At 60.6% G+C, this 18,154-nt stretch carries 22 protein-coding genes; all 22 read right to left on the bottom strand.

Translation table 11 applies throughout. The features are described 5' to 3' along the window. A partial coding sequence (locus JN12_RS00005; RefSeq protein ID WP_170241799.1) for a helix-turn-helix domain-containing protein occupies window positions 1–266 on the bottom strand: 266 nt, incomplete at its 3' end. A gap of 74 nt (window positions 267–340) precedes the next feature. Continuing rightward, window positions 341–637, bottom strand: coding sequence for a type II toxin-antitoxin system RelE/ParE family toxin (locus JN12_RS00010; RefSeq protein WP_145016811.1), 297 nt, complete (start codon window positions 635–637; stop codon window positions 341–343). Beyond that, the gene (locus JN12_RS00015) at window positions 634–915 is read right to left on the bottom strand and encodes a type II toxin-antitoxin system Phd/YefM family antitoxin (RefSeq protein WP_145016813.1); all 282 of its coding nucleotides are present in this window, start codon (window positions 913–915) and stop codon (window positions 634–636) included. Before JN12_RS00015 ends, JN12_RS00010 begins: the two co-directional genes overlap by 4 nt. 188 nt (window positions 916–1,103) lie before the next feature. Continuing rightward, complete coding sequence (gene rpoD, locus JN12_RS00020; protein WP_145016815.1) at window positions 1,104–2,864, bottom strand: RNA polymerase sigma factor RpoD; 1,761 nt, start codon at window positions 2,862–2,864, stop codon at window positions 1,104–1,106. 28 nt (window positions 2,865–2,892) lie between these two features. After that, a complete protein-coding gene (gene dnaG, locus JN12_RS00025; RefSeq protein WP_145016817.1) occupies window positions 2,893–4,653 on the bottom strand; it encodes a DNA primase in 1,761 nt (586 codons plus the stop codon). Window positions 4,654–4,678: 25 nt separating this feature from the next. Further along, a complete protein-coding gene (locus JN12_RS00030; protein ID WP_145016819.1) occupies window positions 4,679–5,188 on the bottom strand; it encodes a CvpA family protein in 510 nt (169 codons plus the stop codon). Window positions 5,189–5,421: 233 nt separating this feature from the next. Continuing rightward, complete coding sequence (locus JN12_RS00035; RefSeq protein ID WP_145016821.1) at window positions 5,422–5,871, bottom strand: GatB/YqeY domain-containing protein; 450 nt, start codon at window positions 5,869–5,871, stop codon at window positions 5,422–5,424. Window positions 5,872–5,874: 3 nt separating this feature from the next. Next, complete coding sequence (gene rpsU / locus JN12_RS00040; protein ID WP_145016823.1) at window positions 5,875–6,072, bottom strand: 30S ribosomal protein S21; 198 nt, start codon at window positions 6,070–6,072, stop codon at window positions 5,875–5,877. Window positions 6,073–6,196: 124 nt separating this feature from the next. After that, on the bottom strand, window positions 6,197–6,520 hold the full coding sequence (locus tag JN12_RS00045; protein ID WP_145016825.1) for a phosphoribosyl-ATP diphosphatase: 324 nt from the start codon (window positions 6,518–6,520) through the stop codon (window positions 6,197–6,199). Window positions 6,521–6,606: 86 nt separating this feature from the next. Beyond that, window positions 6,607–7,368 (bottom strand): imidazole glycerol phosphate synthase subunit HisF, encoded by a 762-nt coding sequence (gene hisF, locus JN12_RS00050; RefSeq protein WP_145016827.1) that lies wholly within the window; start codon window positions 7,366–7,368, stop codon window positions 6,607–6,609. Next, window positions 7,362–8,102, bottom strand: a complete 741-nt coding sequence (hisA, locus tag JN12_RS00055) for a 1-(5-phosphoribosyl)-5-[(5-phosphoribosylamino)methylideneamino]imidazole-4-carboxamide isomerase (RefSeq protein ID WP_145016829.1) — start codon at window positions 8,100–8,102, stop codon at window positions 7,362–7,364. The genes hisF and hisA overlap by 7 nt, the downstream gene beginning before the upstream one ends. Further along, complete coding sequence (hisH, locus tag JN12_RS00060) at window positions 8,099–8,722, bottom strand: imidazole glycerol phosphate synthase subunit HisH (RefSeq protein WP_145017348.1); 624 nt, start codon at window positions 8,720–8,722, stop codon at window positions 8,099–8,101. Before hisH ends, hisA begins: the two co-directional genes overlap by 4 nt. 72 nt (window positions 8,723–8,794) lie before the next feature. After that, window positions 8,795–9,382 carry an imidazoleglycerol-phosphate dehydratase HisB gene (gene hisB, locus JN12_RS00065; RefSeq protein WP_145016831.1) on the bottom strand — a complete coding sequence of 196 codons (588 nt, stop codon included), beginning with the start codon at window positions 9,380–9,382 and terminating at the stop codon, window positions 8,795–8,797. Between the two features lie 17 nt (window positions 9,383–9,399). Beyond that, entirely contained in the window at window positions 9,400–10,455 is a 1,056-nt protein-coding gene (hisC, locus tag JN12_RS00070; RefSeq protein WP_145016833.1) for a histidinol-phosphate transaminase, read from the bottom strand. Window positions 10,456–10,582: 127 nt separating this feature from the next. Next, a complete protein-coding gene (gene hisD, locus JN12_RS00075) occupies window positions 10,583–11,872 on the bottom strand; it encodes a histidinol dehydrogenase (RefSeq protein ID WP_145016835.1) in 1,290 nt (429 codons plus the stop codon). Then, window positions 11,869–12,507: an ATP phosphoribosyltransferase gene (gene hisG, locus JN12_RS00080; RefSeq protein ID WP_145016837.1), complete on the bottom strand. Its 639-nt coding sequence runs from the start codon at window positions 12,505–12,507 to the stop codon at window positions 11,869–11,871. Before hisG ends, hisD begins: the two co-directional genes overlap by 4 nt. 73 nt (window positions 12,508–12,580) lie before the next feature. After that, complete coding sequence (murA, locus tag JN12_RS00085; RefSeq protein ID WP_145016839.1) at window positions 12,581–13,834, bottom strand: UDP-N-acetylglucosamine 1-carboxyvinyltransferase; 1,254 nt, start codon at window positions 13,832–13,834, stop codon at window positions 12,581–12,583. Window positions 13,835–13,909: 75 nt separating this feature from the next. Then, window positions 13,910–14,755 carry a peptide chain release factor N(5)-glutamine methyltransferase gene (gene prmC, locus JN12_RS00090; protein ID WP_145016841.1) on the bottom strand — a complete coding sequence of 282 codons (846 nt, stop codon included), beginning with the start codon at window positions 14,753–14,755 and terminating at the stop codon, window positions 13,910–13,912. Further along, a complete protein-coding gene (gene prfA / locus JN12_RS00095; protein ID WP_145016843.1) occupies window positions 14,752–15,819 on the bottom strand; it encodes a peptide chain release factor 1 in 1,068 nt (355 codons plus the stop codon). The genes prmC and prfA overlap by 4 nt, the downstream gene beginning before the upstream one ends. A 218-nt stretch (window positions 15,820–16,037) precedes the next feature. Further along, on the bottom strand, window positions 16,038–16,955 hold the full coding sequence (locus JN12_RS00100; RefSeq protein ID WP_145016845.1) for a DUF1385 domain-containing protein: 918 nt from the start codon (window positions 16,953–16,955) through the stop codon (window positions 16,038–16,040). 82 nt (window positions 16,956–17,037) lie between these two features. Next, window positions 17,038–17,727 carry an FAD-dependent thymidylate synthase gene (gene thyX, locus JN12_RS00105; RefSeq protein WP_145016847.1) on the bottom strand — a complete coding sequence of 230 codons (690 nt, stop codon included), beginning with the start codon at window positions 17,725–17,727 and terminating at the stop codon, window positions 17,038–17,040. A 130-nt stretch (window positions 17,728–17,857) separates the two neighbouring features. Continuing rightward, window positions 17,858–18,055, bottom strand: a complete 198-nt coding sequence (gene rpmE, locus JN12_RS00110) for a 50S ribosomal protein L31 (RefSeq protein WP_145016849.1) — start codon at window positions 18,053–18,055, stop codon at window positions 17,858–17,860. Window positions 18,056–18,154 lie beyond the last annotated feature (99 nt).

The raw sequence follows: 18,154 nt of genomic DNA on the forward strand, positions 1-18,154 counted from the left end.
GGCTTCTCCCGCTGTTTCCGCTCAAGTGCAGCTTCGAGGCCATCTTCTACAAAACGCTTCTTCAGGTGTTCAATTGTCCGACTACTCACACCAAGTGCCTCTGCAGTATCAGCAACACTCCAGCCTGGACCATTATCACCGGCATCAGAAAGCAACAAGGCACGGGCGTGGACAAACCGCCTTGCGTGGGTCTTTCCACGCTTGGTTAAGGCTTCAAGATCTTTACGCTCCTGCTCGGTAAGTGTTACTCGGTATCTTGGCGACATGGTGGCCTCCTTGAATGAGTTACGCCAGTATGCCATATACCGCAATTAAACGAAATATTAAATGTTAAGTGGTACTAGGCTACAATTTCATCCACAGGCAGAATTTGCCTTCCATGGCGGATGGTCAGGATGGAGAGCTGCTTCTCTTCTATACGGTAGATTATCAGGTAATTTCCGTACAACAATTCGCGAATGGCAAGACTGTTGATTTCTGGTACGCTCCGACCGCTCTCAGGAAACGTCGTCAGCCGTTCAACGCTACTGAAGACGGCGTCTATCCACTTCTCTGCAGCCGCTGGATTGTCCTGGGCAATATATTCCGCGATTTCCGACGCTTTGTCGACGGCAAGGGGGGACCATCGCAGTTTCATTTTCGTGCCCGTTTCAGCACCATCGCCTTTGCATCCCCATGTTCAATCCCAGCGCCGCTTTCCAGTTGACTGATCGACGTCTGTACATCCTGGAGAAGTTCGATTTTTTCCTGCATGGCCTCGTATTCGTTTACATCGAGCAGAACGGCTACGCCCTTTCCGTGCTGGGTAATAATCATGGGTCTTTTAGTATCGTGTATCTGCTTGATAAATGAGGCGATGCCAGTCCTGAACTCCGACATCGGCTTGATATCCTGATCGATTCTCAATCGTTGCATCTGGCACCTCTTTCGACACTATTTTGTACACTGTAACGTACAACATATAACACTTCAAGCATTATTGAACTGCCCGCACTCTCTAAGCCGGCTACGAACTCGGTTCCAGCCTATGCTCAGCCTACATCAACAAAAAAAGGCCGCATCGTCAGCAACGATACGGCCTTTTGACAGAAAACAATATTTCCCTACTCCACAAAACTCTTCAGCTTCTTGGCGCGGCTGGGGTGCCGAAGCTTCCTGAGCGCCTTGGCCTCGATCTGGCGGATCCGCTCACGGGTGACCTCGAAATCCTGGCCCACCTCTTCCAGGGTGTGGTCGCTCTTCTCGCCGATGCCGAAACGCATCCTGAGCACCTTCTCCTCGCGGGAGGTCAGGGTGGCCAGCACGCGGGCGGTCTGTTCGGAGAGGTTCGCCTTGATCACTGCTTCCAGGGGAGAGACGACCCCCTTGTCCTCGATGAAATCGCCCAGGTGAGAATCCTCTTCCTCGCCGATGGGGGTCTCCAGGGAGATCGGCTCCTTGGCGATCTTCAGCACCTTGCGCACCTTGTCCAGCGGCAGGCTCATCCGCTCGGCGATCTCCTCCGGCGACGGCTCGCGGCCGATCTCCTGGACCAACTGCCGGCTGGTACGGATCAGCTTGTTGATGGTCTCGATCATGTGGACCGGAATCCGGATGGTCCTTGCCTGGTCGGCAATGGCCCGGGTGATCGCCTGCCTGATCCACCAGGTGGCGTAGGTGGAAAACTTGTAGCCGCGCTGGTACTCGAACTTGTCCACCGCCTTCATCAGGCCAATGTTCCCTTCCTGGATCAGGTCGAGAAACTGGAGTCCCCGGTTGGTGTATTTCTTGGCAATGGAGACCACCAGCCTCAGGTTCGCCTCCACCAGTTCGGACTTGGCCAGCTTGGCCCGGCTCTCCCCCTGCTCGATGGCCAGGAGCGCCCTGGAAAGCTCGATGCCGCGGAACCCCGATTCATGCTCGACCTTGCGCAGTTTCTTGCCGGCGCTCCTAATCCTCTTCTCCAGCCGAATGGCCTCTTCCTCGGGAAGTTTGAGCCCTTCCACCAGCCTATGCTCGTCCTCCTCGTTCCAGGAGGGGGCGCTGAACAGGGATACCAGCATGCCCGCTTCACACTTGGCTTCGCGCTCCAGATCGGCGATCTCGTGCATGATGGTGTCCACCTTGCCGGAAAGCTCCTTGAGGCGCAGGGCAACCTTCTCTATGTGACGATCCTTCAGGCTGAGCGACTTGACTTGCTCGGCAAGGGATGCCTTCAACTCCTGCTTTTCGCGGCAGAGCTCCTCCCGTTCGACCTCGCCAAGGTCGCGCTGCTCGAAGCGGGCGAGGATCTCCTCCATCCGCAGGTCGCCTTCCTTGATCTGATCGATCGCTTCCAGAAGGCGGATACGGGTAACGTCCTCCTCGTCCTCTTCCACCACCTCTTCTTCGATCTCTTTGCTGATATCGACCGGGTTGAGTTGGAACTTGCGGAGCCGCTCGCCAAGGGAGATCACTTCCTTGATGGTGATCGGGGTATTAAGGATGACCCCCGCCATCTCCCGCTCCCCGTCCTCAATCCGCTTGGCAATCTCCACCTCGCCTTCGCGGGTGAGAAGAGACACCGAACCCATTTCGCGCAGGTACATCCTGACCGGGTCGCTGGTGCGGCCCAGTGCGCCGGGCTCGAATTCCTGCTCTTCCTGCTCCCCTTCCAGCTCTTCCTCATCCTCCATGTCGAGCTTGACCTTGGGGATCTTGACCTTCTGGACCGAGTCCACAATCTCGATGTCCATCTCGCCAAACATGCTCATGACATCATCTATCTGCTCGGATGAGACCATATCGGCAGGAAGGATGTCGTTCACCTCGTCATAGGTGAGAAAACCCTTCTCTTTGCCCATATCGATCAGTTGCTTCACTTCTTCCATATTCTTCTTGGCCATCAACTTCCCCTTTTTCCTTCTCTACTATCTATGATAATTGCGATTTCCTGTTTCGCAAGGCATCGAGGGTCTGAAGAATTTCCTTGCCACGGGGGGAGTCCGGGTCGAGCCTCGCCAGCTCCAACATTAGGGCCTTGGCGTCCTGCTTCTTCAACTGCCGCCGCTCGATGGCCCGGCAGAGATCGGCGAAGGTCCGAGCCGGATCGATCTCGATCAGGTGGGCGTCGTCCATGAAGAGCGCTCCCAGCCGCTGACGCAACTCTGGCGACTCCACCTCGGACAGGAAGGTCCCCACGTCCGCCTCTTGTTCCATTAGCCGGTGGGCCAGGGAAACCATGCTGGGCGGAAAGAGGAACTCCACCCCCCGTTGCCTGACCATTTCGACAACCTCAGGGTAACGCCCCATCAAGGCCAGAAGGGTCTCCTCCGGCGGGGTGGCCGGCGGCACCGACTGATTCTGTCCGGCAGAGCGTTGGAAGGCAGGGGAGGCAGCCCTTCCCACCTGCATTTGCCGGAGCAGAGAGCGCGGGTCCATCCCCAGCAGCCTAGCGATCTCCTTGACGTAGAGTTCCCGCTCCATCTGGTTGCCGATCTTCTGCACCAGCGGGGTCAACTGCTCCACTACCGCCACCTTCCCTGCCACGGATCCGGTATCGGCGCCGGCAAGAAGGTCCCGGATGAAATAGTCCAGCACCGGCCGCGCCTTGGCCAGCCGGTCGGCAAACGCTTCACGCCCCTCCTTGACCAGGAAGCTGTCCGGGTCTTCGCCAGCGGCCAGCTCCACCACAAAGGCCGGCACCTGCTCGCCCAGAAGCAGTTCCATGGCCCTGAAGGTCGCCTTTTTCCCGGCGCCGTCGGCATCGAAAAGGAGCTGGACCCGTTCCGCATAGCGCCGCAGGAGCTGCAGATGACCACTGGTCATGGCCGTGCCGCAGGTTGCCAGGACATTCCGTACCCCGGCCTGCCAGAGGGCCAGGTGGTCGAAGTACCCCTCCACGATCAGGGCCGCGCCCTCTTCCCGCATCGCCTGCTTGGCCAGGTCAATGCCGAAGAGCACCTCACCCTTGTGGTAGATCGGCGACTCGGGAGAGTTTATGTATTTGGGAAGCGCGTCGTCCAGCACCCGCCCGGCCAGGGCGATCGGCTCTCCCTGGTGATTGGCAATGGTGAAGATGAGCCGGCTCCGGAACAGATCGTACCAGCCGCTCCCGCTGCTTCGCCGCCGCACCAACCCCACCTGTTCGGCAAGATCCAGGGATATCCGCAGATGCTCCAGATGCCTGACCAGGCCGTCCCACCGGTCGGTGGCGTAGCCCAAACGGTAGGCGGCGACCGCCTCCGGAGTGACCCCGCGCCGCTCCAGGTAGTTCCTGCCCGGCTGCCCGGCCTCTTCCTTTTCCAGCACCTTGCGGTAGTAGGAAACCGCCGCCGCCACAACCCGGCGCAGCTCCTCACGCTCGTCCAGACGCCGCTTTTCGCCGGCTGTCAGGGGACGGTCCTCGATGACCACCCCGACCCGTTTCGCCAGCAGCTTCACTGCCTCGGGAAAGGAGATCCCCTCCATCCGCATGACAAAGGTGACAACGTTGCCGCCAACCCCGCAGCCGAAGCAGTGGAAGATCCCCCTGGCCGGATTGACATTGAACGAAGGGCTCTTCTCGCCATGGAACGGGCAGAGTCCCAGGTAGTTGGCGCCGGAACGCCGGAGACTGATGTAGTCCCCCACCACCTCCAGGATTGAGGCCCGCTCCCGGACCTCGGCCACTTTTTCGTCCGGAATTATCGCCATTGCCCCGCCTCCGAGCAGGCGCCCGCTATTTCGCCGCCGGGGAAGGCTTCGCCGTCTTGGCCGAGTTCTCCCAGCCGCTGATGATCTCTCTCCCCGACAGGATGAATCCCTGGGCCGACCGGGAACGGGTGATCGCCACTTTCAGCGCATTCGGCACCGGTTTGGTGGTTCCCAGATAGAGGAGCATGCAGAGGATAAAGGCTCCCTCCAGGAAACCGAGGACAACTCCCCCCAGGCGGTTGACCCATCCCAGCAGCATGATCTTGGACAAGACGGTCAGGAAGTGTCCGAGGAGATAAAACAGAAGGCCGACAACGATGAAGATCAGGAGAAAGGACAGGGGTACGGCGACCAGGCTCGGGAGACGAATTAGGTGCCTGCTCGCGCCGGCGAGGTACGGATAGTAGGAAAAGGCGGCCCAGCCGCCGACCAGAAAACCGAGAAGGGAGCACACCTGTAGAACCAGCCCCTTCAGAAATCCCTTGACGATAAAGCCTATCAAAACGGCCCAGATCAGGATGTCAATAAGGTTCATGCCCTGTCCCCGACTTCCCCGAAGCAACGGTATTTTCTACATGGCAAACAGGCGATGAGGTGAACAGGGCGGGCGCACCCGGAGGTGCGTCGAGGACCGAAAGCGAGGCCAACGAAGTCAGAGCATGCGTATACAACTTCGTATCAACGCAAAGAAGGGGCAATCGTACGAATCGCCCCTACCTTGATCGGTTCTATGCGCTGCCTTCGGCTGCGCCTGTCCGGTATGTGCTGTCAGGCAGCGGAAAGCCGGTCCCGTACCGCCTCGTTGACCAGTTTGCCGTCGGCGCGACCAGCCACGTGCGGCATCACCAGCTTCATCACCCTGCCCATATCCTTGGTCCCCTGAGCGCCGGACTCGACAACGATCCGATCGACCAGGGCTGCAATTTCTTCACGCGTCAGCTGCTCGGGAAGGAAGCCGAGGAGTATCTGCAGCTCCCGCTCTTCTTTCTCCGCCAGGTCGTTCCGGCCAGCTTCGGCGAACATCCGGATCGACTCGCGACGCTGTTTGACCAGGGAGGCGATCACCTCGCCGATTCCCTGGTCATCCAGTTCGCTCTTCAGTTCGATCTCACGGTTTTTGACGACCGACCGGACCTGACGGACAGTGGCCAGGGTGATGTCATCCTTGGCCCTCATTGCCGTCTTCATTGCCTCGGTCAGTCTATCCCGCAACGACATGCACTACTCCATCATCTTGCGCTGCTTCTTCAGAGCGCGCTTGCGGGCTGCTATCGCCTTTTTCTTCCGTTTGATACTGGGCTTCTCGAAATGCTCGCGTTTCCGCACTTCCGAGAGAATCCCCGCTTTCTCGCACTGTTTCTTGAACTTCTTCAGCACGACCTCAAACGGCTCAGTTTCCTTGACCCTGATTCCCGGCATCCATATTCCCCCCCCTTCTCTCGCTAATTTAACGCATCATAAGGGCAAAGCCGGTACTTCACAAAGAATTTGCATAGTAGCACCATGGAGCACCATGTCAAGATTTTTATCGATTTTTCCACCATCATGGTGCGGTGCGGGAATTTTTCTCCTCGATGCCGGAACGGCCGAACCGGCGGCGAAGCTCGTCATATACCGCGTCCAGCGGGATATCGCGATAGGCCAGGAGGACAAGGGTATGAAACAGGAGGTCTGCCGCCTCGTAGACCGTTTCGTCACGCACCCCGCCCTTGCCGGCAATGACCAGCTCGGTTGCCTCTTCCCCCAGCTTCTTGAGGATCTTATCGATCCCCTTCTGCATCAGGGACGCCGTGTAGGAACTGTCGGTCGGGTTGGCCTTCCGGTCGAGGATGACCTGGTAGACTGCCTGGAGGATGTCGTCATGCATGTGAACCTCGGTTCAAGGTTCGACGTTCGAAGTTCCATGTTCGAGACATTTAACCTCGAACATGGAACTTCGAACGTCGAACAGGTTTATAGCCGCACCGCCACTCCCCTGCTATGCAGGTATTCCTTGGCCTCGCCGATGGTGTGTTCCCGGTAGTGGAAGATCGAGGCGGCCAGGCAGGCGCTGGCACCGGCCTTGGTAAAGCCGTCGTAAAGGTGCTCCAGGTTTCCCACCCCACCGGAGGCGATGACCGGGATACCGACCGCATCGACGATGGCCCGGGTCAAAGGCAGGTCATAGCCGTCCTTGGTGCCGTCCTTGTCCATGCTGGTGAGGAGGATCTCGCCCGAACCGTACTCTTCCATCCGGCACGCCCATTCCACCGCGTCGATGCCGGTGGCGTTGCGGCCGCCGTGGGTATAGACCTCCCAGCGCTCCTCACCCGGCACGCGGCGGGCATCGATGGCCACCACCGTACACTGGGACCCGAAACGCTCCGCAGCTTCCCGCACGAACTCGGGGCGATGCACGGCGGCGGTATTGATGGAGACCTTGTCGGCACCGGCATTCAGGAGACTACGGATATCGTCCACCGTCCGCACTCCGCCCCCGACGGTCAGGGGCATGAAGACCCGCTCGGCGGTTCGGCGCACCACGTCGATAATGATGTCCCGCGCATCGGAGGAGGCGGTGATGTCGAGAAAGGTGAGCTCGTCGGCACCCTGCTGGTCGTAGAGCTCGGCAATCTCCACCGGGTCCCCGGCATCCCGCAGTTCCAGGAACTGGACCCCTTTGACAACCCTGCCCCCCTTGACGTCGAGGCAGGGAATGATGCGTTTGGTCAGCATTTCTCGTTAGCCTTTCGTGTCAGGGCAATGGCCTCGGCCAGGTTGATGGCGCCGGTGTAGATCGCCTTGCCGGTGATGACGCCGGTGACGCCGCTCGCTTCAACAGCCAGCAGGTTTTCGATGTCCTTGAGTGACGAAACGCCGCCGGAAGCGATGACCGGAATGCTGATCGCCTCGGCCAGCGCCCTGGTGGCCGGGATATTCGGTCCCTGGAGCATGCCGTCCCGGCTGATGTCAGTATAGACGATGGCAGCCACGCCATCCCCCTCGAACCGCTTCGCCAGCTCCACGGCGGTCACACCGGTCACTTCGGCCCATCCCTGCACCGCCACCATCCCCTCCTTGGCGTCGATCCCGACCACGATCCGGCCGGGGAACCTGGCGCAGGCCGCCTTCACCAGTTCCGGGTTCCTCTGGGCGGCCGTACCGATGATCACCCGGCCGATCCCCAGTCCCAGATAGGCCTCGATAGTTGCCAGGTCCCGGATGCCGCCCCCCAGCTGGGTCGGGATGGCGAGCGCCTTGACGATCGCCTCGATGGAGGAGCGGTTCTTCGGTTCGCCGGCAAAGGCGCCGTCCAGGTCGACGATATGGAGCAGTTCGGCCCCCTGGGCCTGCCAGGCCAGGGCCTGGGCCGCCGGGTCGTCGTTGAAGACCGTGTCCCGCTCCATGAGCCCCTGCTCCAAGCGGACACACTTTCCTTCTTTAAGATCAATGGCTGGAATGACTATCACTTGAACTCTCCAAAGTTTTTTAACATGCAAAGCCCCACCGCCTGTGACTTCTCAGGATGGAACTGGGTTGCCATGACGTTGTCCTTCCAGAGGGCGGCACAGAACTGGACCCCGTACGTGGCTGTGGCGGCCACGGCTGTCTCGTCGTCCGGCATCTCGTAGTAGGAGTGGACGAAATAGACGTTGGCCCCATCCTCGATCCCGGCCAGAATCGGCGCCGGCCGCCGGATGGAGAGCTGGTTCCATCCCATGTGCGGCACCTTCAACCGCTCGCCGTGTTCCTCCATCCCGTCCGGGAAACGGAGTACATGCCCCGGAATCACGTCCAGCCCCTGGTAGAGACCGAATTCAACACTGTCGGTCAAAAGCAGCTGCATCCCGACACAGATGCCGAGAAACGGCCGGCCGTCCCGGATTACCTTGAGGATCGGCTCGACGAACCCCCCCTGCTCCAGGTTGCGCATGCAGTCACGAAAGGCGCCGACGCCGGGGAGCACGACCTTCTCGGCCTCCAGCACCACCTTGGGATCAGCGGTCACTACCGCCTCGAAGCCGACCTTCTCAAACCCCTTCTGCACGGAACGGAGATTCCCCATCCCGTAGTCGATAATCGCGATCATCATTGTACCTTGTAGGGGCAAACCTTGTGTTTGCCCGGATTAAAGGCGATCATAAGGATCGCCCCTACACCATCACAATTTCCCCTTGGTCGACATGACCCCTTCGATGCGCGGGTCCAGTTGGGTCGCCATATCCAGCGCCCGTGCCGTGGCCTTGAAGCAGGCCTCCAGGACATGGTGGACATTTTCGCCGTACATGACGTTGATGTGCAGGTTGGCCCCCAGGGTGTTCACCAGTGCCTGGAAGAACTCCTTTGCCAGTTCCACGTCGAACTCGCCGATCTTCACCTTGGGAAGATTCACATGGTAGACCAGGTACGGACGGCCGGAGAGGTCGGTGGCCACGCTGGCCAGGGTCTCGTCCATCGGCACCGTGGCCTGGCCGTAGCGACGGATACCCTTCTTGTCGCCGAGCGCCTCCCTGAAGGCCTGACCGAGGACAATGCCGATATCTTCCACAGTATGGTGGAAATCAATATCGATGTCGCCGCTCGCCTCCACCTCCAGATCGAACAGGCCATGGCGGGCGAAAAGGTCCAGCATGTGGTCCAGAAACGGCACGGAGGTACAGATCTTCCCCTGGCCGCTGCCGTCCAGGTCGATGGTCAGCCTGATCCTGGTCTCCTTGGTGACGCGCTCTATCGATGAAGTTCTGGCCATTGTCGCCTCCTTGGGATTCAATCTATTTCCAGTAATGCCGCCAACGTTTGCTCCATATCCTGCCTTGTGCCGATTGAGATCCTCAGACCATGGGAAAGGAGCGGGTCCGAGAAATGGCGCACCAGAATTTTCCGCTGGTACAGCCCGTCATAGATCCGCTTGCCGTCACGGTCCGGCGGCGTGGCGAAAACATAGTTCCCCTGTGAAGGGATCACGTCGTAACCGAGTGCCCGCAGTTGGCCTGAAAACCATTCCCGGGTCTCCCGGATCTTCCGGCAACACTCCGCAAGATAGGCCTGGTCGCGCAGCGCTGCCACGCAGGCAGCCTGGGCCAGGCGGTCCAGGTTGTAGTGGTCGCGGATCTTGTCCAGGGCGGCGATCACCTCGGGCCGCGCAATGGCCAGCCCCAGACGCATCCCGGCCAGGGAGTAGCTCTTGGACAGGGTACGGGTCACCACCACGTTTTCATGCCGCTTCACCAGGTCCACGGCGCTCGACTCGGCGAATTCGGCGTAGGTCTCGTCAAGCACCAGCATGCCGTCGCACCGCCCTGCCAGCTCCTCGATGTACTCGATAGGAAACGCGGGACCAAGCGGAGCGTTGGGAGTGGTGAGGAAGAAGACCTTACCCTCGTAGCGCTCCGGAAAACCGGCAATCCGGAAATCTTCGGTCAGACCGAAGGTGCGCACCCGCGCCCCTTGGACTTCTGCCAGGGTGGCGTAATAGGAGTACGAGGGGTGAACATAGCCGATCTCCTCCCCTTCGGCGGCAAAGGCCCGGATCAGGTTGTTCAGCACCTCGTCCGAGCCGTTGGCCATGATGATCCAGGATGGGTCGAACCCGAAGACCTCGCCGGCCGCCTCACGCAGCTTCTGGCTGGACGCACTGGGATAGGCGCGCAGGCTGGCGCCGTCCGGCCCCAACTCGTCCAGAATGGCCTTGACCACCCGGGGTGACGGCGGATAGGGGTTTTCGTTGGTATTGATCTTGATCCACGAGGCGATGTCCGGCGGCTGGTAGCCCGGAACATAGCCGGCCATGGAGGCGATATTGGGACGAAGAGGAAGCGTCATGAGACCTCAAAAGCAATTCAACGCGGAACGACACGGAGAAAGTCGGATGGACGCAGTAAAGCGCCCTACAGGGATCTGCGCTAATCCGTTACGGTCCGTGTCCCTCCGCGTTGAATCGATGTAGGATTTACTTCAACCTGATACTGACCGACTTGCCGTGGGCCTCCAGCCCCTCCAGTTCGGCGATCCGGACGATGTCCCTCCCCAACCGGTTGAGTCCGGTCTCGCTGAAGTAGACAATGGATGACTTCTTGATGAAATCATCCACCGACAGGGGGGAGAAGAAGCGGGCCGTGCCGCCGGTGGGGAGGGTATGGTTCGGGCCGGCCAGGTAGTCGCCCGCCGCCTCCGGCGTAAAGTGCCCCATGAAGATGGCGCCGGCGTTCCTGATCTTCGGCAGAATGGCGAACGGGTCTCCGACGGCCAGCTCCAGGTGCTCCGGTGCGATTCGGTTGGAAAAGGCGATCGCCTCGTCCAGGCTACCGGCAACGATCACCGCGCCGTAGGTCTCCCACGATTCCCGGGCAATCTCCCGGCGGGAAAGCTTCTTCAGCTGCTTTTCCACCTCACCGGCAACCTGCTCGCCGAAACCGCGGTCAGTAGTGATCAGGATCGACGAGGCGAGCTCGTCGTGCTCGGCCTGGGAAAGAAGGTCGGCGGCAATGTGGGCAGGCGTGCCGCTCCCGTCGTTGATCACCAGGATCTCCGACGGCCCGGCAATCATGTCGATCCCCACTTGGCCAAACACCAGCTTCTTGGCCGTGGCCACATAGATGTTGCCCGGCCCGGTGACCTTGTCCACCCGCGGAATGGCGTCGGTTCCGTAGGCCAGGGCCGCCACGGCCTGGGCGCCGCCGATCCGGAAGATCCGGTCGACCCCGGAGAGTCGGGCCGCGATCAGGACATGGTGGTTGATCTCTCCGCCCGGCGTGGGGGCGACCATGATCACCTCGGGCACCCCGGCCACCTTGGCCGGCACCGCGTTCATGATGACGCTGGATGGATAGCTGGCCTTACCCCCCGGCACGTAGATCCCGACCCGCTGAAGCGGCGTGACCATCTGACCGAGCATGATGTCGGTCTCTTCCGTGGAGAGCCAGGTCTCCTGTTTCTGCTTCTCGTGGAACCGGGCAACCCGCTCCACGGCCAGCTTCAGGGCGGCAATCTCCTCATCCTTCGCCCTGGCAAAGGCGTAGTCGATCTCCTCGTCCGTCACCTGCAGGGAGGTAACCGAAGCGGCATCCATCCGGTCGAAACGGTTGGTGTACTCCAGGACCGCCGCGTCACCCTGCTTTCGCACGGCGGCGATGATCTCCAGGACCACCTGCTCCACCTCCCGGCCGGCCTCTTCACCCCGGCCGAGGATGGCGGCGAACTGCTGATCGAAATCCGCATCGCGAATATCAAGGAATTTCATACCTGTTTCTCCAGCCCCTTGATGATTTCGGTGATCCGCTGGTGCTTGGTCTTCAGGCTCGCCCGGTTGACGATTAGTCGTGTGGTGATCTCGGCGATGGTCTCCACCTCCACCAGGCCGTTCTGCTTCAGGGTCTCACCGGTGGAAACCAGGTCGACGATCCGCTCCGAGAGCCCCACCAGCGGCGCCAGCTCGATGGAACCGTAGAGCTTGATGATCTCCACCTGCACCCCCTTGCCGGCAAAATACTTCTCGGTGATGTTGGGGTACTTGGTGGCGATCCGGATGTTGGACCAGCGGGAGGGGTCGTCGTCCTTGGCCAGTCCGGCCGGCTCGGCCACCATCATCCGGCAGTAGCCGAACTTCAGGTCCAGCGGCTCGTAGACGTCCTTCTCCTGCTCCAGCAGCGTGTCCTTGCCGACAATCCCAAGATCGGCCGCACCGTACTCAACATAGGTCGGGACGTCGGTGGCCCGGACAATCATATAGCGCATCCGCTGTGCCACATTCTCGAAGATCAGTTTGCGGGAGTTGGAGAGCAGCTCGTCACAGTCGATGCCGATCTTCTTGAACAGGGCCACCGACTCGTCCAGAATCCGCCCCTTGGGAATGGCTATGGTAATGTAATCTGACATGGTTCTCCCGTAGGGGCGGGGTTTCCCCGCCCCGTTTCCCCGCCCAGGGCGCGGTGACCGCGCCCCTACAACGTCATTCATTAACCCGTTGGATGTCCGCGCCCAACCCCGCCAGCTTCTTCTCGATCGATTCATAGCCGCGGTCAAGATGGTAGATCCGGGAGACCTCGGTGGTGTTGTCCGCTGCCAATCCTGCCAGGATCAGGGAGGCCGAGGCCCGCAGGTCGGTGGCCATGACCGGCGCGCCGGAGAGCTTCTTCACCCCCTTGACCGTGGCGCTGTTCCCCTCGACGGTGATGTCGGCGCCGAAACGGAGCAGCTCGGAAACGTGCATGAAGCGGTTCTCGAAGATGTTCTCGCTCACCACGCTCGCCCCGTCGGCAACGCACATGAGGGCCATGAACTGGGCCTGCATGTCGGTGGGAAAACCGGGATAGGGGCGGGTCTTGATATTGATGCTGCGAATCTTCTTCGGTCCCTTCACCCGCACCACGCCGTCCTTGTTGATGATCTCCACGCCGGCGTCCTGCAGCTTGAAGACCAGGGCATCCAGATGCTCCAGCTGCATGGCATGAATGCGGATATCGCCGCCGGTGATGGCTGCGGCGCACATGAAGGTGCCGGCCTCGATCCGATCCGGCATCACCCGGTAGGTGGCCGGGGCCAGTTCGCTGACGCCGGTGATCCTGATGGTGTCGGTGCCGGCCCCCTCGATACGGGCTCCCATGCCATTCAGCATGTTCGCCAGATCGACGATCTCCGGCTCACGGGCCGCGTTTTCCAGGATCGACTCCCCCTTGGCCAGTGACGCCGCCATCATCAGATGCTCGGTACCGCCGACGGTCGGCATGTCGAAGTTGACCCGCGCGCCCTTCAGCCGCTTGGCCTTGGCCTCCACATAGCCGTGAGCCAGGTGGATGTCCGCACCCAGGGCCTTCAGACCCTTCAGGTGCTGGTCGATGGGACGGGCGCCGATGGCGCAGCCGCCGGGGAGCGACACCCGTGCCCGACCGAAACGGGCCAAAAGCGGACCGAGCACCAGCACCGAGGCCCGCATGGTCTTCACCAGTTCGTAGGTCGCCTCCACATTATTGACGCCGCTGGTATCGATCCGGACGATGTTGCCGTTGCCGTCCACCACAGCCCCCAGGGACTCCAGCACCTTGATGGTGGTGTTGATGTCGCGCAGAAAGGGAACGTTGCTGATTTCGTGCAGGCCCGAAGCCAGCAGGGTAGCGCAGAAAATGGGGAGGGAGGCGTTCTTGGAGCCGCTCACGGTCACGTCGCCGGACAGCTTCTTTCCCCCCCTGATGATCAGTTTATCCAATGGAGTTCCTCAACATGAATGTGTAGGGGCAAACCTCGTGTTTGCCCTGATTCCGGGCGATCACGAGGATCGCCCCTACGAAAAGCTGCCGCCGACCACACGCTCGATGAGCGACGGGTCTTTGGCGATGAAGAGATCAGTGAAGCCTGCATCGGCGAACATCCCCAGCACCGCCTCGGCCTGGCCAATCCCGATCTCCACGAGAAGCCAGCCTCCAGGGGTCAGATGCTCAGGCGCCGCCGGGATGATGGTCCGATAATAGTCCAGGCCGTCCTCTCCCCCGTCCAGGGCGGTGATCGGCTCGTACTCCCGGACCTCCGGCTGCAGGGTTGCCAGGTCGGCAGTCGGGATGTACGGCGGGTTGCTGACGATCAGGTCGAAGCGCTGGCCTACGAACGGCTCGAACAGTGACCCTTCGAACAGGGTCACGCGGACGGCGTGGCGTTCGATGTTCTGCTGGGCCACGGCCAGCGCCGCGGAAGACTTCTCCACCCCCCTGACATCCGTGTCGGGAAGCGACTTTGCCAGGGCCACGGCGATGCAGCCGCTCCCCACGCCGATATCCAGGATGCTCCCGGTAGCCGGCGCGCGCCTGAGCGCCTCCTCAACCAATACCTCCGTGTCGTGGCGGGGGATAAGCACCGCCGGGGATACCAGAAAGTCGAGGCCGTAGAACTCCTGGCTGCCGAGCAGGTACTGGAGCGGCTCCCGTTTTGCCCGCCGGGCCACCAGTGCACGGTAGGCAGCCAGTTCGGCATCGGTCAGCGGCTTCTCGAAATTGACGTAAAGACCGACCCGGTCCATGCCGGTGATGGCGCAGAGCAGCCACTCGGCCTCCAGCCGGGCGTTCTCCACCCCCTTCTCCGCCAGGTACCCCTTGGTCCAGTTCAGGACCTTTAGCACGGTCCAGATATCACTCACGCCGCTTCACTCTGCGCCTGCAACGCCTCCATCTGGTAATGCGCCCTTAGCGCATCGGCGATCTCGGCAATATCCCCCTGCATGATGGCATCCAGCTTGTAGAGGGTGAGCCCGATCCGGTGGTCGGTCATCCTCCCCTGGGGGAAGTTGTAGGTCCTGATCCGCTCGCTCCGGTCGCCGCTCCCCACCTGCTGCTTGCGTTCCGCAGCCATCTTGGCGTTCTGCTCCTGCTGGATGGAGTCCAGGATACGGGTCTTCAGGACCTTCATGGCCTTGGCGCGGTTTTTTATCTGGCTCCTCTCCTCCTGGCAGGCAACCACGGTGCCGGTGGGGAGGTGGGTGATCCGCACCGCGGAATCGGTGGTGTTGACATGCTGACCGCCGGCCCCGCTTGAGCGGTAGACGTCGATCTTGAGGTCGGTCGGGTTGATGTCGATGTCCACATCCTCGGCCTCGGCCATGATCGCCACGGTACAGGCACTGGTGTGAATCCGCCCCTGGGCCTCGGTCTCGGGCACACGCTGGACCCGATGGGTGCCGGACTCATATTTGAGCTTGGCATAGACATCCTGCCCCTCGATGGCGGCAATGACCTCCTTGTATCCACCCCGCTCCGATTCGGAGCAGGAGAGCATCTCCACCTTCCAGCGGTTCTTCTCGGCAAAACGGCTGTACATCCGGAACAGGTCGCCGCTGAACAGAGCCGATTCGTCGCCTCCGGTTCCGGCGCGGATCTCCAGGATCACGTTCCTGCTGTCGTTCGGGTCCTTCGGCAACAGGAGAAGCCGGATCTCCTTCTCCAGTTCCTCACGCCGCGCCTCCAGACTCTTCAGCTCCTCCTCGGCCATCTCCTTCATGTCGGGATCGGAAAGGAGCTCCCGGTTCCCCTCGATCTCTTCCAGCACCTTCCGGTGCTGGCGATAGGCATCCACCAGCGGCGCGATATCGGCATGCTCCCGCGAAAACTTGCGGAACTCGGTCTGGTTGCCGATGACGGCAGGGTCGGACAGGAGGGCCTCCAGTTCCTGGAAGCGGCGCTCTATTTCTTCAATTTTCTCAAGCATGAATCAACCTCTAAATCGTTTCACCACAGAGACACAGAGGTATCCCGTCTAGTGTCTCCGTGTCTCTGTAGTGCCTTCTGAATCAGAACAATCTCCAGGTTGCTCAAAAATAGTCAGATCGTCGCACCCGCAGCAAGCCCCGCGGAGGCGTAGCAGCGCTACGCCGCACAAGGCGGCTTGCGAGGACGGCGGCGAGATGGCTGTTTTTCAGCGACCTGCTAAATCACCAGGCGGTCGTCCTTGTACCCGGCATTCACCGCCAACGCCTCCTCCATGGAGCGGATCGCCACCTCGATCTGGCTGTCGTCCGGCTCCCTGGTGGTCAGCTTCTGGAGTGCCAGACCGGGAGCGATGATCAACCTGACCAGCGGCGACTGGTCGTTCCTGGCGCTCCACTTGAGGAATTCGTAGGAAACCCCGGCGATGAGCGGCAGCAGCACGACCCGTGAACCGGCCTTCAGGTAGAACGGCCAGAGCTTGGGAATCATGGAGAAGATGACGATGCTCACCACCATGACGATCAGGAGAAAGCTGGTACCGCAACGTGGGTGGAGGCGGCTGTAGCCGCGGACATTCTCCACGGTCAGCGGGTCGCCGGCCTCGAAGGCGAAGATCGACTTATGCTCGGCGCCGTGGTACTGGAAGACCCGCTGGATGTCGTTCATCCGGGAGATGGAGACGATGTAGAGGAGGAAAACCGCCACCCGGATGATGCCGTCCACCAGGTTGAAGAGCAGATTGGACTGGCCGATGACCGGCACCAGCAGCTTGGTCAGGTAGAGCGGCATGATGAAGAAGAGCAGGATGCCGAAGCCAAAGGCCACCGCCATGGTGCCGGCCATGGCCCAGGAAGAAAGTTCCTTTTTCTCGGTGCCGTCCGCATCCTCTTCAACGATCGCCTCGTTGGCCGAGAAATTGAGGGCCGATATCCCCACGATCAGGGACTGGAACAGGGCCACCGCACCCCGGACAATGGGAAGCTTGACCACCGGGAACCGCTCGGACAGGGGAACCACTTCGTCCTTCTTGACGACGATCTCGCCGGACGGCCGGCGGACGGCAATGGCCATTGCCCGCGGGGCCCGCATCATGACCCCTTCGATAACCGCCTGACCGCCGATGTTGATTTTTTCCATCAAAAACCTCGTTCAATCTACCGTAGGGGCGGGGTATCCCCGCCCAACTTTTACAATCTGCACGGGCGGGGATACCCCGCCCCTACATGGAACGAAATCGTTCGCGCACTTCGACCAGTTGCCCACAGGTCATGGTCCCTTCAGGGCAGGGACCAACAAGGCAGCCGGGGCCAGCCTCCCGGAAAATGGTCGGGGCCAGCGGTCGTACCAGCCGCAGCATCTCTATGGCCATGGCCCGGATCTCCCACTGGGCCCGCTGACAGCAGCGGACGGCAAAAAAATGCAGGAGCTCGCGGGCATTCATGGTGACCATGATCTTGGTCTCCGTGGCATTGGGTAGGATATAGCGGGCATCCTCTGCCGGGATACCCATGGCCACCAGCCGGGTGTACACCTCGTGCTGTGCAGCCAGCTCCTTTTCGAACAGCTCCCGCGCCTCGGGCAGATCCCGGACCGTGTCGGGGATGACAGCCGCGAACCGCTTCGTATGGCTGACGTAACGCTGGGACTGCTGGGAGAAGGATGCAAGGCGGTGGCGCACCAGCTGGTGGCTGGTGGTCCGGGAAATCCCCTCGATCCCGAAGGTGAAGGAGGCGTGCTCCAGCACCGACTGATGCCCCAGGGACATGATCTTTTCCAGAAAGCTCTGGATATCGGTGGCCGACAACTTCTCCCGCAACTCGCCGAGCGCCGTGGGAGAATAGCAAAGCCGGGCCGCAAGGGCCACGGTCTTTTCCGGTTCAGGGGTATACTGAAGGAGGATGATGTTCATGAACACCTAACACAAGGGGGGGAAGTGCCGTGAATCAGCTTGTAGCACCGATTCCATCGGATTTAAGAAACAGAGAAGGGGATTTCGTACTAGACAAAATCCCCTTGAAACAGACAGACCGTAAAACCTGTTACATGCCGTAGCGCTTTTTGAAACGCTCGACGCGGCCAGCAGTATCAATGAGCTTCTGCTTGCCGGTGAAAAACGGATGACAGGCGGAACAGATCTCCGTGTTGATCTCCGGCTTAGTGGAACGGGTCTGGAAGACGTTGCCGCACAGACACTTCACCGTGACGTCCGTATACTTGGGATGAATTCCCTCTCTCATGTGCTTCCTCCTCTTTTCTAACTGGCGCATTGCCATACGTTTTCTTTGGTCGGAAGCTCAAAACGTAACACTTCCAAAATGTTATTGCAAGACCTTTTT

The organism is Geobacter argillaceus (assembly GCF_007830735.1).
GTDB classification, from domain to species: Bacteria; Desulfobacterota; Desulfuromonadia; order Geobacterales; family DSM-12255; genus Geomobilibacter; species Geomobilibacter argillaceus.